This window comes from Streptomyces sp. NPDC017979 (assembly GCF_044328175.1).
GTDB lineage: Bacteria > Actinomycetota > Actinomycetes > Streptomycetales > Streptomycetaceae > Streptomyces.
Genome location: NZ_JBIRGU010000001.1, coordinates 1102337 through 1117226, shown reverse-complemented (window position 1 = coordinate 1117226; position 14890 = coordinate 1102337). Strand labels below are relative to the sequence as shown.

The 14890-nt window shown below is 70.7% G+C and carries 15 protein-coding genes; 10 read left to right on the top strand and 5 right to left on the bottom strand.

Going from position 1 to position 14890, the window contains the following annotated elements; all coding sequences use genetic code 11:
- Nucleotides 1–216: 216 nt before the first annotated feature.
- From ACH4E8_RS04775 to ACH4E8_RS04765, 3 genes are all read right to left on the bottom strand, one after another.
- Nucleotides 217–2334, bottom strand: a complete 2118-nt coding sequence (locus ACH4E8_RS04775) for a PIG-L family deacetylase (RefSeq protein ID WP_398444306.1) — start codon at nt 2332–2334, stop codon at nt 217–219.
- Nucleotides 2335–2624: 290 nt separating this feature from the next.
- On the bottom strand, nt 2625–3524 hold the full coding sequence (locus tag ACH4E8_RS04770; RefSeq protein ID WP_398444304.1) for a hypothetical protein: 900 nt from the start codon (nt 3522–3524) through the stop codon (nt 2625–2627).
- 89 nt (nt 3525–3613) lie between these two features.
- Nucleotides 3614–4069: an ATP-binding protein gene (locus ACH4E8_RS04765; protein ID WP_398444301.1), complete on the bottom strand. Its 456-nt coding sequence runs from the start codon at nt 4067–4069 to the stop codon at nt 3614–3616.
- A 158-nt stretch (nt 4070–4227) separates the two neighbouring features.
- Between ACH4E8_RS04765 and ACH4E8_RS04760 the strand changes: the two genes are divergently transcribed.
- Nucleotides 4228–5103 (top strand): helix-turn-helix domain-containing protein, encoded by an 876-nt coding sequence (locus ACH4E8_RS04760; RefSeq protein ID WP_398444299.1) that lies wholly within the window; start codon nt 4228–4230, stop codon nt 5101–5103.
- A complete protein-coding gene (locus ACH4E8_RS04755; protein WP_398444297.1) occupies nt 5100–5363 on the top strand; it encodes a DUF397 domain-containing protein in 264 nt (87 codons plus the stop codon). Before ACH4E8_RS04760 ends, ACH4E8_RS04755 begins: the two co-directional genes overlap by 4 nt.
- A 1-nt stretch (nt 5364) precedes the next feature.
- On the opposite strand, the gene ACH4E8_RS04750 is transcribed toward ACH4E8_RS04755, so the two are convergent.
- Together ACH4E8_RS04750 and ACH4E8_RS04745 are read right to left on the bottom strand one after the other, a co-directional pair.
- Complete coding sequence (locus tag ACH4E8_RS04750) at nt 5365–7500, bottom strand: RNA repair domain-containing protein (protein ID WP_398444295.1); 2136 nt, start codon at nt 7498–7500, stop codon at nt 5365–5367.
- A complete protein-coding gene (locus tag ACH4E8_RS04745; protein ID WP_398444293.1) occupies nt 7487–9202 on the bottom strand; it encodes an RNA ligase family protein in 1716 nt (571 codons plus the stop codon). The genes ACH4E8_RS04750 and ACH4E8_RS04745 overlap by 14 nt, the downstream gene beginning before the upstream one ends.
- Nucleotides 9203–10500: 1298 nt before the next feature.
- Between ACH4E8_RS04745 and rpsJ the strand changes: the two genes are divergently transcribed.
- The 8 genes from rpsJ to rpsC are packed head-to-tail and all read left to right on the top strand — an operon-like array spanning nt 10501 to nt 14890.
- Nucleotides 10501–10809 (top strand): 30S ribosomal protein S10, encoded by a 309-nt coding sequence (gene rpsJ / locus ACH4E8_RS04740; protein WP_003948644.1) that lies wholly within the window; start codon nt 10501–10503, stop codon nt 10807–10809.
- Nucleotides 10810–10823: 14 nt separating this feature from the next.
- Nucleotides 10824–11468: a 50S ribosomal protein L3 gene (gene rplC / locus ACH4E8_RS04735; RefSeq protein WP_398444291.1), complete on the top strand. Its 645-nt coding sequence runs from the start codon at nt 10824–10826 to the stop codon at nt 11466–11468.
- Between the two features lie 6 nt (nt 11469–11474).
- Nucleotides 11475–12128 (top strand): 50S ribosomal protein L4, encoded by a 654-nt coding sequence (gene rplD / locus ACH4E8_RS04730; RefSeq protein ID WP_398444289.1) that lies wholly within the window; start codon nt 11475–11477, stop codon nt 12126–12128.
- Complete coding sequence (gene rplW, locus ACH4E8_RS04725) at nt 12128–12460, top strand: 50S ribosomal protein L23 (protein ID WP_361530295.1); 333 nt, start codon at nt 12128–12130, stop codon at nt 12458–12460. Before rplD ends, rplW begins: the two co-directional genes overlap by 1 nt.
- A 51-nt stretch (nt 12461–12511) precedes the next feature.
- Nucleotides 12512–13348, top strand: a complete 837-nt coding sequence (rplB, locus tag ACH4E8_RS04720) for a 50S ribosomal protein L2 (RefSeq protein WP_361530292.1) — start codon at nt 12512–12514, stop codon at nt 13346–13348.
- A gap of 12 nt (nt 13349–13360) precedes the next feature.
- Nucleotides 13361–13642 carry a 30S ribosomal protein S19 gene (gene rpsS / locus ACH4E8_RS04715; protein ID WP_030351437.1) on the top strand — a complete coding sequence of 94 codons (282 nt, stop codon included), beginning with the start codon at nt 13361–13363 and terminating at the stop codon, nt 13640–13642.
- 52 nt (nt 13643–13694) lie between these two features.
- The gene (gene rplV, locus ACH4E8_RS04710; RefSeq protein ID WP_009997296.1) at nt 13695–14042 is read left to right on the top strand and encodes a 50S ribosomal protein L22; all 348 of its coding nucleotides are present in this window, start codon (nt 13695–13697) and stop codon (nt 14040–14042) included.
- On the top strand, nt 14042–14890 hold the full coding sequence (gene rpsC, locus ACH4E8_RS04705) for a 30S ribosomal protein S3 (protein WP_398444286.1): 849 nt from the start codon (nt 14042–14044) through the stop codon (nt 14888–14890). The genes rplV and rpsC overlap by 1 nt, the downstream gene beginning before the upstream one ends.

Here is a 14890-nt window from a genome sequence, read left to right as displayed (position 1 = left end):
GGGAGTCCCCATGCCCTCGTGGCGCCAGGGACGGAGCCATGGAAACGGCCCACCGCCGGGCCGCAGGGACCAGTGTTCCCCTGATGCCACGGCGGGGGCCTCGGGGTGCGGGGAACCGCGCGAGAACCACCCGTGGTCCTCGGCGACCGACGCTTCCGCAGGGGAACGGCGGGTAGGTCCAGCGGTGCGAGCGCCCTGCGACCCGGGGGCTCCGGGCTAGCTCGCTGCCACGGGGAGGGGCTTGCCCGTGGGGTGGAGGAGCCAGGGTTGGGCGGCGTAGCCCATGCCGATCGCGGAAGCCGCACCGCGCTGGACGACCAGCTCGGGGAAGCCCACCGCTCCCGCCCGCTGCGGCGCGCCCTGGATCTGGATGCGCCCCTTCAAGTCGCGGCCGAGGAGAATCGGTTTGCCGGCAGCGTCCAGGCCGACGGCGACCGGCCCGTAACCGTCCGCCTTGGCCACGGTGCGGACCACGGGTTCGGCGCCGTCCGCGCGGACCGCGATCAGCCGGCCAGAGGCCGGCTGCCGGTAGTACGCCTCGACGCCACCCCCCGGCAGCGCCAGTGCCGTGACGCCGTCGCCCGGCACGGGCAGCGGCTCGCCCTCCCGCTCGTGGAAGACGACCTCGTCCTCCGGCGCGTCCTGCGTCCAGTGGTGGACGGTCTCCCGGCCCGCGGCGAAGAGGTGCACCCGGCCCTGACCGTCGACGACCGCGGACAGCCCGTCCTGGATGTCCGCGCCGCCGAGGTCGTGCCAGCGCTCCCACGTGCCGTCCGCGTTCCGCACCCGGCTGCTCACGCCCTTGTCCGCGTTCCGTACGAACAGGTGCACGCGGCCGTCGCCGCCGGTCACCGCGACGGGCACGCCGATCCGTCGGCCCCGGTCTTCCGTGTGCTCCGGGTTGCCGAGCCCCTTCCAGGGGAGGAAGTCGCCGCCGGCCTTGCCCTGTTCCAGCAGGACGACCTCGCGGTGGTTCTCCGCGCCCCGCCCGCCGATCGCGGAGATCCGCAGCCCGAAGAGGAGCTGCCGCCCGTCGCGCAGCGCGGCCCGCCCGAGCGCCGGTGCGAGCGGCCCGCCGCCGAGGTCGGCCGGGCTCTCCCACGTACCGCTGCCGGCCTTCGTCTCGCGCCAGCGCACCGCGCGTAGACCCAGCACTCCGTAAGCGGTGAGCCGGCCGTCCGCCTCCGCGACCGCGACGGGGCGCGGGCCGGGGTAGCGGTGGTGGGTGGAGCGCACCCAGCCCTTCTTGTTCCGCAGCGGACGCACCCCGCCGACGGCGTAGTCGCCGCAGCCCGAGGCGTTGCCGCACTGCCAGGAGGGGTCGCCGCCGTACGGGACGAGGTGGGACGCCTTCTCCTTCAGCACCTCGCCGGGGAGGTTCTTCGGCCAGTGGCGGTTGTAGTACCCGCGGAACGCGGTGGCGACGAAGCCCGGCACCTCACCGCCGTTCGCCGTCGCGTCCCGCACCCACCGCACCATCGCGGCCCAGCTGAAGCACGCCGTCGCGGTGTGGTCGGCGTGGTCGGAGTAGCCGCGCTGCTCGGAGTCCTTCTTGCGGGTCGCCTCGTCGCTGTGCTGCATGTCCGGGTCCGGGTCCAGGGTCTGGATCACCGTCGGCCGGTACTGCTCCATCAGTCCGACGAGGACGTCGATGAGCCCCTCGTAGTCGTAGGGGACGGCCTTGCGTAGCGGGGAGTCCTTGGCCATGACCGTCTGCACGATCATGCCGCGGTCCTTCCACAGGCTGGGCAGCGCGGAGTGGCGGCGGGCGGTGCGCATCGGCAGGTTGAGGAAGACCAGCTCGACGCGGCGGGCGCCGTTGGTGAGCGTGTTGATCTCGGCGAGCCGGTCCCCGCGCAGGGAGACCACGCCCTTGGACCAGGCGGTGAACTGGTGCAGCCCGAGCAGCGTCGCGTACGCCTGCCGCAGGCCCTGGTGGCGGGCGGAGGAGTACGCGGGGCGGTCGGCGACCGTTTCGCCCTTGTGGCCCGGTATGCGGTTGAGTCCGTTGTGCTCGCCCGCGGTCACGTAGACGCAGACCAGCGGGACGCCGGCGTCCAGCATCTGCTGGGTGTCCGGGTTCATGAAGTACAGGTCGTCGTCGGGGTGCGCGAGGACCTGCATCAGCTGCGCACGGCGCGAGGACGCTATCGGCATCCCGGGGGCGGGGTCGGCGGTCGGCACGGACTTGCGCCCGGGCGGGACGCTGCACGCACCGGTGGCCATCCCGACCCCGACGAGTGCTCCGAGCGCGGCGACCACGGTCCGCCGCCGCGGCGTCCGCGCTCGACCGCCGTCGCGGTCCCCCCTGAGCGCGGCAGGAGTGGCTGTCATACGCATGTACTTTGTGCTCCGTCCGCTTCCCCGGCAGCGGGCAGGCTGCCCCCGTTGTGCGTTCTGCGTTGCTGTGGTGTCGCTGGTGGTGATGGGTGTGCATGTGCGTCGAAAAGGCTGGTCAGACCGCTTCCGCGATCCTCTAGACGGATAATCGTGATCCGGGGTTGCCTGGGGCGGCGAGTTTTGTTGCGCCGGGGGTGGGTGTGTCGGCCGCCCGCACGCACGACAGCGCCGCACCGGTCTCTCCGCCGGTGCGGCGCTGTCAGTCGGTCAGGGGTGTTGCGGCGTCAGTCCTGGGGCTCGGACTCTTCGGTGAAGAGTTCGTCGGCGCTGGTGATGGTGATCGCGCGGTCCAGCCAGACGTCGAGCACGTCGAGGTCGGTGCAGGTGGTGACCTGCTCGCGCTGGTCGTCGGTGAGGGGGATGTCGCGCTTGTCCAGGACGCGGAGGATTGCTCGGGAGCGGCCTTCGGCGCGACCTTGGGCGCGGCCTTCGTCCCGGATTTCTTCCGAGATCGGCGAGGTGTAGAAGGAGAGGTCCGTAGCCACGAGGTTCCTCCAGTGCTCTGCGGCCGGGCGCTTGCCCAAGCCCTGTGAGATCAGTTCGATGACGGGGTCGGCGACGGCTTCCGGCGTGTCCTGGAGTGCTTTGGACAGTGCCTTCAGTATGGCACCGACGTCCGGATCGTCGGCGTGGGTGATGGCGGAGAGGGCGGCGAGTGCCAGGTCCTTCCTGGCCTCTGCCGGGTCCTTGATCGAGGGCATGTTCTGCGGGCCGGCCACCAGGGGGCGCAGGGTGAGTGCCGGCCATTTCGACGGGCCGATGTGGACCGGCCGCTCCGCCCATTCCGCGGTGGCGCGGTCCTGGCAGACCACCAGGAGCAGGGGCGGCAGTCGGTACTTGGAGTACAGGTACGACAAGTAGTACGCCCAGCTCCCGGTCTTGTCTGGGTCTTTCTTGCCCTGCGCCTCGACGGCGAGCAGGAAGGAGCCGTCGTCTTCCGTCTCGCACCGTAAGAGGGTGTCGAGTCGACGTTCGACGGGTCGGGCCTCGGTGAGGTCGGTCGGGAGGACCGAGACGGAGGCGATGGGGGAGAGGCCGAGCCCCAGGGCCTGGGAGACCCCGGAGAAGAGTCCTGGGTACTCCTGGAAGATCCGGTGCGCGGCCTCGTGCGAGGAAGTGACCATGCGATGAACGTTAGGACCGAGAGGCTGCATAAAGATACTGATTCCAGTATATTCATGCAGACGGGTGATGGGGGGTGCCGATCTTGACGTCAGGGCGCCGGTGGGTTGTGCCGTGGGGCGTGGGTGGGGAGGTCCAGTTCGGCCCAGACCGTCTTGCAGGGGGGCGGGCCGGACGAGACGCCCCAGCGGTCGGCGAGCCCGCTGATGATGAGGAGCCCGCGCCCGCCCTCCGCGGCCGGCTCGTCCTCGTTCCGGTGGCGTCGCACCGGGGCGCGGTCGCTCCGGGCGTCGATCAGCTCGACGCGGATGACTCCCGGCGTCATCAGGAGCCTCAGCCGGAAGTCGCGTCCCTGCACGCGCCCGTGCATCACCGCGTTCGCCGCCAGCTCGGCGACGACGTGGCTGACGTTCGCGTGCTCGCAGCCCCAGGACTGGAGCTGCTGGACCGCGAGCAGTCGGGCGAGCCGGGCGCCGCGGCGGGTCGCGGAGAGCTGCACGGAGAACTGGCGGGTGGCGGTGGGGGGTTGGGTGATCTCTTTGTTCACGCAGACCAGCGTGACGAAGGGCACAGCGCCGGAACAGGGATCCGCTCGGTACGTACGGATTCTGTCTCGCCGTTGTCCCGAGCTGTCCCGGCTGTCCCGCGTGACCAGGGGGTACGGCGGCCGTTGGACACGGCCAACACGTCGAAAGCGGGTGTGAAGTGGACGATGCGACGAACGTTGCGGCGGACGTTACGGGCGAGGCTGACGAGCCCGGCTGGGACGTCGATCCGGGCGACGAGATCGCGCCGATGGTCGCGATGGTCGGCAGTCAACTGAAGCTCTGGCGGGAGGAGGCGAGGCTCAGCGCGGCGGACCTCGGGCGACAGATCGGGTACGGCGAGGACATGGTCCGGAAGGTCGAGCGGGGCCACCGGATTCCCCGGCCGGAGTACCTGGACAAGGCGGACCGGGCGCTGGAGGCACACGGCAAGATCGCGTCGATGAAGAAGCAGGCGGCGGACGCGAGGTACCCGAAGAAGGTTCGGGAGCTGGCGATGCTGGAGGCACAGGCCGTCGAGATCCAGGCATACGGCAGCCACAACCTTCATGGTCTGCTCCAGACCAAGGAGTACGCCAAGGCGCTGTTCGAGATGCGACGTCCCGCTAATTCGCCCGACCAGGTCGCACGCGGAGTGGCTGCACGAATGGCACGGCGCTCGATCTATGAGCGCTCCCCGGCTCCGGAGCTGTGTTTCGTCCAGGAAGAGGTGACCCTCCGGCGTCCGATCGGGGGCAGAATGGTGCTGCGTCGACAACTCGAACACCTCTTGGAGGTGGCCCAGTTGCGCTTCATCACGTTCCAGGTGATGCCGACCAACCGCGAGGTTCATGCGGGCATGGGCGGAGAGATGCAGGTGCTGAAGTTCCCGGACGGTACGGCGGTTGGCCGTTGTGAGGGGACGTTCGCTGGTCGGGCCGTCTCTGATCCGAAACAGCTCCGGATCATCGAGCTGCAATATGGCACCATCCGAAGTCAGGCACTTACGCCTTGCGAGTCACTGACCTTCATCGAGCAAGTGCTGGGAGAGACATGACCCTGAAGCCCTCCGGGAACGCTGCCGAGCTGGAGTGGTTCAAGAGCAGCTACAGCAACAGCAGCGAGATCGACTCTTGCGTCGAGGTCGCCTGGTTCAAGAGCAGCTACAGCAGCAGCAGCGACATCAACGACTGCGTCGAGGTCGCCACCACCCCCGGCACCATCCACGTCCGCGACTCCAAGGACACCGAGCGGCCGCACCTGGACTTCACTCCGGGCGCCTGGACCGCCTTCCTCCCGTACGCCGTCACGCGCTGACTCACGGCTCCAGACGCGGCGGACACCAACGGGGGACGGACCGCTCCAGCGTGACCGTCACGCCTCGCAGGCCGCGGGCCCAATCCGACGTCGCCTCGGTGAACTGGCGCACGTCCGGGGGGTGGGGGCCCAGGCCCACGGTGAAGTGGAGCGGGGTGGTGCCGTACGGGTGGGGCCAGCCCTGGACGCCGGCGAGGCCCGCCTCCTCCAGGCGGGTGATCAGGGCGCGCATCCGGCCGCGGACGCGGCCGATCAGCTCGTCGTCGGGGGTCGGAACGGTGATCACTGCCCAGGCGGAGTGCCGGTCGGCCAGGGGTGGGGCGGTCAGGAGCCGCGGTTCTGGTGCGGTGCCGGACGACTGTGCCGCATCGACCGTCTCCCAAGCGTCGTACAGCTCCCTGGCGATCAGGTCCCGCCCGCTCGGGCCGATGCCGTCGGTGAGCGGGCGGATCGGCGCTCTGGGGGTCAGCACCTCGAAGGTGTCCCAGTCGCACGCGGCCCAGGTGGCGAAGAAGTCCCGTAGCAGCGAGTCGTCGGACAGGGCGGCATCGGCGTCGTGGACCGTACGGGCGGCGAGTACGGCCCAGCCCAGGCCGGGCAGGCCGCCGAACGGAGCCGAGTCCAGGCCGCGGACGCGGACCCACGCCTTGACGCGGCGGGTCAGGCGGGCGAAGGCGTCGTGGCGCGCGGCGCCCGCCAGGGTCAGGACGGCGTCCGCGTCGCTGACGGCGCTCAGCGCGATCGCGGCGGGCGGCGGCAGTTCGGTGCGGCGGGGCACGGCTTCGGCGGGTGGGACGTCGCCCGTGGCCACGACCGCGAGGTCCACGTCCAGGCCCTGGAGCGAGAACTTCACGCCGTCCGTACGGGCACGGGTGACCGCGCGGAGGCGTTCCGCTGCCGGGAGCGCGGCCCGCACCCCATCGCGTACGTCCTCGACGGCGACCGTGCCGGGGAGCGCGAGGACCAGGTCCAGGTCGGCGCCGGGGAGTTCGCAGCGCATGCGGCGGGAACCGACGAGGTGGAGGGTGCCTTCCGGGAAGGCGGCGGCGAGTTGGGTACGGGCTGTCTGCGCTCGGTCGCGCAGCACTTCGCGGCCCTGATGCGCAGGCTCCGTCGTCAAACTGACCGCGACGCCGAAGTGGTCCGAGACGAAGAGGTCGTTCACCGGGGTGGCGCCCAGGAGGTCCGCACGCATCGCGCGGGGGCGGCCCCGGAGGAGGACGCGGTCCAGGCGGCCCGGGCGGCCCGTGGTGGAGGAGAGGGCGGCCAGGGGGTTGGCGCGGGGGTCGAAGGTGGCGGGGCCGTCCGGGAACGCGTCCTGTAGGGACAGCGCCTTCTCCGGTGCGTCCGTCGCGTCGTTGAAGTCGCCCATGAGGATCAGGTCGCCCTCGACGGTGGCGAAGCCCTCGGCCAGGGAGGCGAGTTGAGAGGCGCGCAGGGTCGGGCCCTCGGGGGAGTGGTCGCTGGTCAGATGGGTCACGGCCACCGTCAGGGGGCCATCGCCCGTCTCCACCACGATCGCCGCGACCGCCTTGTGCGGGCCCAGCACGTGCAGGCCCGCTTCCCGTACCGGCAGTCGGCTGAGCAGCAGCAGGCCGTACTCGTCGGCCTCGCGGCGGCCGGGCACCAGGGTGTAGCCGGCGCCGGGCCAGTCCGCGTCCCGCAGCAGGTCGTACAGCGGCGACTGGACCTCCTGGAGGGCGATCACGTCCGCGTCGGCGGCGCACAGCGCGTCCAGGAGGAGCGGGCGGCGGCGGGCGGTGTCCAGGAGGTGGGGGTCGTAGCGGTCCCAGAGCGTGTTCCAGGTCAGTACGCGCAGGTCGGAGCGGGTGTGACCGGGGGAGTCGGGGACGGGGCGCGGCTCGAAGAAGGGCGGGCGCAGCCGGCGCGGCTCGCGCACCCGGCCCGCGTCCGTCGCGTCGATCCGGTCGGTGCCGCTCGCGCGGTCCCAGACCACCTCGTCGTCCGCCTCGATGAACAGCACCCGGTGCCAGGGGACGTCCCCGCCGGGGACGAAGGAGGTGAACGGCATCCGCTTCGGGTCGGCGCTCCGCTGGGCGACGCCGATCACGAACCGCGCCGGGTCGAACCGCGCGTCCCACCGCACCCGGTGGTAGATCTCCTCACTCGTACGCATGCTCGTCCCCCGTGTCCGTGGCGTCCGTGTCTTCGATGCGGCCCGTCACGCCGACGTACCAGGTGCGGTGCGCCTCGCCCGGATACGGCGGGGCGAACCGGCGCAGCTGGGCCGTCAGCACCGCCGGCGGGACCGGGTGGCGTCGCGTGCCGTTGCGCCGGAGCAACTCGTCCTCGTCGACGAGCACGACGGCGTGCGTGACCAGCGCGTCCCGGCGCGCGGCGACGGCGTGCACCAGGGACCGCTGGTGCCGGTTGAGCGAGGTGGCGTCCCAGACGACCGTCCCGCCGTGCGCCAGCGCCGCGTCCAGTTCGTCCAGCCCGGCCCGGAGGACGTCCGTGTTCCCGCGCTGGTCGGCGCGGGATCCGGCGGCCTCGCGCAGGGTGTCAAGGGAGACCAGCCGGTCGGCGTGGAGTCCGGCGGCGAAGCTGCTCTTGCCGCTGCCGGACGGTCCGACCAGGTGGATGAGGTGCGGGAAGGCCCCGTCGCGCCAGCGCCAGGTCGCCGCGACGGCCTCGTCCGGGCCGTGGACGCGGCCCTGCGCGTACGCCTCCCGGGCCTCCGCGCGGCAGCGGGCCGCGGCGTGCGGGGCGAGGTCGGGGAAGGGCCACGCGGACCACGGCGTCGGCGCGTCGAACAGGCCCCCGTCCTGTGCATGCAGGGCGGACCACTCCACCTGCTCCTGCGCCGCCGCGTCCGGCGCGAGCGCGCGGGCGACGGCGTGCAGCACCCGGGGGTCGGCCGCGTGTGCCATGCGTACGAGACCCGTGCGGCGCGCCTCGTCCGGGTACGGACGGTGCAGGTTCGGACACAGTCCGACGAGGTCTGCGGTGCGGCGGGCGGTACGCATGCCGACGGCGGGGGCGAGGCGGGCGGCGAGGCGGGCCCGTGGCTGGGTGGGGAGCAGCAGGGCGAGTGCGCCCGCGAGGCGGTCGTCCCCGAGGACGCCGAAGCCTTCGACGGCGTCCTCGGGGACCTCCCTGCCGGCGCCGTCCGGTGCCCAGCCGACGGCCCGCGCCAGCGCCGCCGCGTCCACGGCGGTGCCGGAGCGTACGTCCCAGAGCGCGGCCCGAGGGCCGAGGCGGTTCGGGACGACGGAGGCGTGCATCCAGTGCGTGTCGGTCTGCACGTGCCCGGGCCGCACCCACTTCGCGACGCGGGCCGGGAAGTCGGCGTACCCGAAGCCCTCGACCGTACGGACGACGTAGCCCTCCTGGCGTGCGGTGTCGACCTTCAGCGCGCGCAGCGCCTTTTCGGCGCGGGCGTCGTACGTGCCGCGCCAGAGCACGCGGGGGGTCGGGATGCCGAGGCCGTGGAGGAAGGCGACGGTGCGGTCCCAGTCGAGGCAGTCGCCCCGTTCGTCCCAGACGGAGAAGCCGTAGAAGTGGCCGTCGAGGTCTTCGTAGGGGAGTGAGTGGCGGGCGTACAGGTTCTCGCCGCAGATCCGCCATCCGGCGGGGATGGCGTGGGCGAGCCGGGCCTGGAGCGCTTTGACGGGGGCGCGGGAGGGGTGGTGCGCGGAGTCCAGCGAGCGGGCGTGCAGGCCGTCGGAGTAGAGGGTGGTGTTCTCGCCGTCGAGCTTCTCGGTGACGACGACGTCACGGCCGGCGAGGGCGGGCGGTGCGGCGGGGGCGCGGACGTCGTCGGCGGATGCGCCTGGTGACCAGGGGAGGTGCGGGGTGCGGGGGTAGTGCGTGCGCATGCGGCTACCCTCCGGGGCTGCGGGGTGAGTGGGGTGCGGCCACTGTAGGAGCCGGGCCGGCTCGGGCTCGATCGAATTAGCGCGCTGCGCTGCGCGGGCTGCGGGATGCGCCGATCCGCCGTCGCCCTGCCGGCCGCCTGGCGTCTGCGACCCGTGTGTGGCTGGTCTCGCGGTTCCGCCCCCTGTGCCCTGCGGGCACGGGGGGACCCCCAGAGCCCCTGGCCTCACCGCCGTTCCCCCTACCGGAATGTTGGCCTCTGCGACCCGGTGGGTGGCTTGTCGCGCAGTTCCCCGCGCCCCTGAATACCTCCGCCTCCAGCCCGCAGATAAGCGACGGGGGTAGCGAAACAGGGGCGCGGGGAACTGCGCGAACAACCGCAGACGGGTCGCAGAGACCAACGTTTCCGCAGGGCAACGGCGCCGACGTCGCTTCGTGCTGCCCGCCTCTGCGGGAGCGGTCGCCCGGGCTAGGGTCTTTCGTTTGGATCAGGCCGGGTGAATGGGGGTCCCCGCCCCACGCCCTCCGGGTGTAGGGGGAGGGGTCTGGTGTCGTGGATCGCAAGGCGGAGGGTGGGGGTGCCCCCACGGCTACGCGTGGGGGCACCCCCACCCGTGCCCGCAGGGCACAGGGGGCCATGGGCGACCGACGACAACGCTGGGGGTCCCTCCCGTGCTCGAAGGGCTACGGGGGAGAGGCAGGGTGCCAGGGCACGCGAGCCCAGCAAGATCCGAACGAGAGGCCCTAGGGGGCACCCCGCGTCGCGCGGGGGCGCGAACGGGCACAGACGGCCCGCGGGCGCCGGTAGGGCGGCAAGGGCACGGCGCTCGGCGCACCCCGCCCAGCCCAGCGCAGCGCCGCGCAGCGCGTGGCGGAGTTTGAAAGAAGGGGATCGGCGGGTAACCTCTTCCGCCCGATTGGCCAGGCCGCACGGCCATGTGGCAGACTGTCCGGGTTGCTCGGTTGAGTGCCAATGCTGCACGCCTCCCGCCGGGAGGACCGGAAGCGAGTCCCACAGTACTCGTCGCCCCAACTGCCCCACGGCCCGCAAGGGCCGCACGGCAGCGCTGGGGCGGACGTACGGGAATCTTCCGGGAAGTGTTAGTGGGGTACCGACCAGGCACCCGGTGGGTGGTCTTCACCCCGACCCGCGGGCCGAGCCCGCACCCCCTTGGTTGGGATGTCCTTTGGGACATTCACGTAGAGGGAGTGCGACACGCCCGACCGCGGGGGTCGGAGAAGGCCGCATCAGCCCGCTGGGTTCCAGAGCGTTCATCGAGAGACAGGACTACTAGTAGCCATGGCGGGACAGAAGATCCGCATCCGGCTCAAGGCCTACGACCACGAGGTCATCGACTCCTCGGCGAAGAAGATCGTCGAGACGGTGACCCGTACTGGTGCGTCGGTCGCAGGCCCGGTGCCGCTGCCCACTGAGAAGAACGTGTACTGCGTCATCAAGTCGCCGCACAAGTACAAGGACTCGCGCGAGCACTTCGAGATGCGCACGCACAAGCGCCTGATCGACATCCTCGACCCGACGCCCAAGACCGTTGACTCGCTGATGCGCCTGGACCTTCCGGCCGGCGTTGACATCGAGATCAAGCTCTGAGAGGCCGGGAGAAGATGGCTAAGCAGATCAAGGGCGTCCTGGGCGAGAAGCTCGGCATGACCCAGGTCTGGGACGAGAACAACCGTGTCGTCCCGGTGACCGTCGTCAAGGCCGGGCCCTGTGTCGTTACCCAGGTCCGCACCAATGACAGGGACGGCTACGAGTCGGTCCAGATCGCCTTCGGCGAGATCGACCCGCGCAAGGTGAACAAGCCCCTCAAGGGTCACTTCGCCCAGGCCGACGTGACTCCCCGCCGCCACCTGGTGGAGATCCGCACCTCCGACGCCAGCGAGTACACGCTCGGCCAGGAGGTCACTGCCGAGGTGTTCGAGTCCGGCGTCAAGGTCGACGTCACGGGCAAGAGCAAGGGCAAGGGCTTCGCCGGTGTCATGAAGCGTCACAACTTCAAGGGCCTCGGCGCCGGTCACGGCACCCAGCGCAAGCACCGCTCCCCCGGCTCCATCGGTGGCTGCGCCACCCCGGGCCGCGTGTTCAAGGGCCTCCGCATGGCTGGCCGCATGGGCAACGAGCGGGTCACCACCCAGAACCTGACCGTTCACGCCGTTGACGCGGAGAAGGGCCTGCTGCTCATCAAGGGCGCGGTTCCTGGTCCGAACGGCGGCCTGGTCCTGGTCCGCACTGCGGCCAAGGGGGCCTAAGGGACTATGAGCACCATTGACATTCTGTCGCCCGCGGGCGACAAGACCGGGACCGTCGAGCTCCCGGCCGAGATCTTCGACGCCAAGGTCAGCATCCCGCTGATCCACCAGGTCGTCGTCGCGCAGCTGGCCGCTGCCCGCCAGGGCACGCACAAGGTCAAGACGCGTGGCGAGGTCCGTGGTGGCGGCAAGAAGCCGTACCGCCAGAAGGGCACCGGCCGCGCCCGTCAGGGTTCGACCCGCGCCCCGCAGTTCGCCGGCGGTGGCGTCGTGCACGGCCCCGTGCCGCGTGACTACTCGCAGCGGACCCCCAAGAAGATGAAGGCCGCCGCCCTGCGTGGCGCCCTCACCGACCGGGCCCGCAACTCCCGCATCCACGTCGTCACCGGCGTGGTCGAGGGCGACATCTCCACCAAGGCCGCCAAGACGCTGTTCGGCAAGATCTCGGAGCGCAAGAACCTGCTCCTGGTCGTCGAGCGCTCCGACGAGGCCGCGTGGCTGTCCGCCCGCAACCTGCCCCAGGTGCACATCCTGGAGCCGGGCCAGCTGAACACGTACGACGTGATCCGCTCCGAGGACGTGGTCTTCACCAAGGCCGCCTTCGAGTCCTTCGTGTCTGGCCCCGACAAGGCCGTTGAGACCGAAGGGAGCGACGCCTGATGTCCGAGAACACCACGGCGGTCGTCACCAGCAAGACCTTCTCGGACCCGCGTGACATCCTCGTCAAGCCGGTCGTCTCCGAGAAGAGCTACGCGCTGCTGGACGAGAACAAGTACACGTTCGTCGTCGACCCGCGCGCCAACAAGACCCAGATCAGGCAGGCCGTCGAGGCGGTCTTCTCGGTCAAGGTCACCGGGGTCAACACGATCAACCGCCAGGGCAAGCGCAAGCGCACCCGCACCGGTTTCGGCAAGCGCGCCAACACCAAGCGCGCCATCGTGACCCTCGCTGAGGGCGACCGCATCGACATCTTCGGCGGTCCGACCTCCTGACGGAGGTCGGAGCGTCTAGATAGTCCGGATTCTTCCGAGGACTGAGAGACAATGGGTATCCGCAAGTACAAGCCGACGACCCCGGGCCGTCGTGGCTCCAGCGTCGCCGACTTCGTCGAGATCACGCGGTCCACGCCGGAGAAGTCGCTGGTCCGTCCCCTGCACAGCAAGGGCGGCCGTAACAACACCGGTCGTGTGACCGTCCGTCACCAGGGCGGTGGCCACAAGCGCGCCTACCGCGTGATCGACTTCCGTCGTCACGACAAGGACGGCGTGCCGGCCAAGGTCGCTCACATCGAGTACGACCCCAACCGCACCGCGCGCATCGCGCTCCTGCACTACGCGGACGGCGAGAAGCGCTACATCATCGCGCCCCGCGGCCTGAGCCAGGGCGACCGGGTCGAGAACGGCCCCGGCGCCGACATCAAGCCCGGCAACAACCTGGCGCTGCGCAACATCCCGGTCGGTACGACCATCCACGCCATCGAGCTGCGGCCCGGCGGCGGAGCGAAGTTCGCCCGCTCCGCCGGTGCCTCCGTGCAGCTGCTGGCGAAGGAGGGCGTCATGGCCCACCTGCGCATGCCGTCCGGTGAGATCCGCCTGGTCGACGTCCGCTGCCGCGCCACCATCGGCGAGGTCGGCAACGCCGAGCAGTCGAACATCAACTGGGGCAAGGCCGGCCGTAAGCGGTGGAAGGGCGTTCGCCCGACCGTCCGCGGTGTCGCGATGAACCCGGTTGACCACCCGCACGGTGGTGGTGAGGGCAAGACCTCCGGTGGTCGCCACCCGGTCAGCCCGTGGGGTCAGAAGGAGGGCCGTACTCGTTCTCCCAAGAAGGCGAGCAACAAGTACATCGTCCGCCGCCGCAAGACGAACAAGAAGCGCTAGGAGCGGGTTTAGATGCCGCGCAGTCTCAAGAAGGGGCCCTTCGTCGACGACCACCTGATCAAGAAGGTGGATGTCCAGAACGAAGCCGGCACCAAGAACGTCATCAAGACCTGGTCCCGTCGCTCGATGATCGTCCCGGCCATGCTCGGCCACACGATCGCGGTGCACAACGGCAAGATCCACGTCCCGGTGTTCGTCACCGAGTCGATGGTCGGCCACAAGCTCGGCGAGTTCTCGCCGACTCGCACCTTCCGCGGCCACGTCAAGGACGACCGGAAGTCGAAGCGCCGCTAATCGCGGGGTGTGAACGACTATGACGAACGTGTCAGACACTGAAGGGACAACCATGGAAGCCAGGGCCCAGGCGCGGTACATCCGCGTCACGCCCATGAAGGCCCGCCGCGTGGTGGACCTCATCCGTGGCATGGACGCCACGGAGGCTCAGGCGGTCCTGCGTTTCGCCCCGCAGGCCGCGAGCGTGCCGGTCGGCAAGGTGCTGGACAGCGCCATCGCCAACGCCGCGCACAACTACGACCACACCGACGCCTCCACGCTGGTCATCAGCGAGGCGTACGTGGATGAGGGCCCGACCCTGAAGCGGTTCCGGCCGCGCGCCCAGGGCCGCGCCTACCGGATCCGTAAGCGGACCAGCCACATCACCGTGGTCGTCAGCAGCAAGGAAGGAACCCGGTAATGGGCCAGAAGGTTAACCCGCATGGGTTCCGGCTCGGCATCACCACGGACTTCAAGTCCCGCTGGTACGCCGACAAGCTGTACAAGGACTACGTCAAGGAAGACGTCGCCATCCGTCGGATGATGACGTCCGGCATGGAGCGCGCCGGCATCTCGAAGGTTGAGATCGAGCGCACCCGTGACCGCGTGCGGGTGGACATCCACACCGCCCGCCCGGGCATCGTCATCGGCCGTCGTGGCGCCGAGGCCGACCGCATCCGCGGCGACCTCGAGAAGCTCACCGGCAAGCAGGTCCAGCTGAACATCCTCGAGGTCAAGAACCCCGAGGTGGACGCTCAGCTGGTGGCCCAGGCCGTGGCCGAGCAGCTGTCCTCCCGCGTCTCCTTCCGCCGTGCCATGCGCAAGAGCATGCAGTCGGCGATGAAGGCCGGCGCCAAGGGCATCAAGATCCAGTGCGGTGGCCGCCTCGGCGGCGCCGAGATGTCCCGCTCGGAGTTCTACCGCGAGGGCCGCGTGCCGCTGCACACGCTCCGCGCGAACGTCGAGTACGGCTTCTTCGAGGCCAAGACCACCTTCGGCCGCATCGGCGTGAAGGTCTGGATCTACAAGGGCGACGTCAAGAACATCGCCGAGGTCCGCGCCGAGAACGCCGCTGCCCGCGCCGGCAACCGCCCGGCCCGTGGTGGTTCCGACCGCCCGGCCGGCCGTGGTGGCCGCGGTGGCGAGCGTGGCGGTCGCGGTCGTAAGCCGCAGCAGCCCACCCAGGGCAGTGGAGCAGGTGCCGAGGCCCCCAAGGCCGAGGCCGCTGCCGCTGCTCCGGCTGCTGAGAGCACCGGAACGGAGGCCTGA

Excerpts from the sequence above, each read along its gene's own strand:
- rplV (WP_009997296.1), top strand. The coding sequence starts at position 13,695 with ATGGAAGCCAGGGCCCAGGCGCGGTACATCCGCGTCACGCCCATGAAG.
- ACH4E8_RS04775 (WP_398444306.1), bottom strand. The coding sequence starts at position 2,334 with ATGACAGCCACTCCTGCCGCGCTCAGGGGGGACCGCGACGGCGGTCGA.
- ACH4E8_RS04745 (WP_398444293.1), bottom strand. The coding sequence starts at position 9,202 with ATGCGCACGCACTACCCCCGCACCCCGCACCTCCCCTGGTCACCAGGC.
- rpsC (WP_398444286.1), top strand. The coding sequence starts at position 14,042 with ATGGGCCAGAAGGTTAACCCGCATGGGTTCCGGCTCGGCATCACCACG.
- ACH4E8_RS04750 (WP_398444295.1), bottom strand. The coding sequence starts at position 7,500 with ATGCGTACGAGTGAGGAGATCTACCACCGGGTGCGGTGGGACGCGCGG.
- ACH4E8_RS04755 (WP_398444297.1), top strand. The coding sequence starts at position 5,100 with ATGACCCTGAAGCCCTCCGGGAACGCTGCCGAGCTGGAGTGGTTCAAG.
- rplC (WP_398444291.1), top strand. The coding sequence starts at position 10,824 with ATGGCTAAGCAGATCAAGGGCGTCCTGGGCGAGAAGCTCGGCATGACC.
- rplB (WP_361530292.1), top strand. The coding sequence starts at position 12,512 with ATGGGTATCCGCAAGTACAAGCCGACGACCCCGGGCCGTCGTGGCTCC.
- rplD (WP_398444289.1), top strand. The coding sequence starts at position 11,475 with ATGAGCACCATTGACATTCTGTCGCCCGCGGGCGACAAGACCGGGACC.
- rpsS (WP_030351437.1), top strand. The coding sequence starts at position 13,361 with ATGCCGCGCAGTCTCAAGAAGGGGCCCTTCGTCGACGACCACCTGATC.
- rpsJ (WP_003948644.1), top strand. The coding sequence starts at position 10,501 with ATGGCGGGACAGAAGATCCGCATCCGGCTCAAGGCCTACGACCACGAG.
- rplW (WP_361530295.1), top strand. The coding sequence starts at position 12,128 with ATGTCCGAGAACACCACGGCGGTCGTCACCAGCAAGACCTTCTCGGAC.
- ACH4E8_RS04770 (WP_398444304.1), bottom strand. The coding sequence starts at position 3,524 with ATGGTCACTTCCTCGCACGAGGCCGCGCACCGGATCTTCCAGGAGTAC.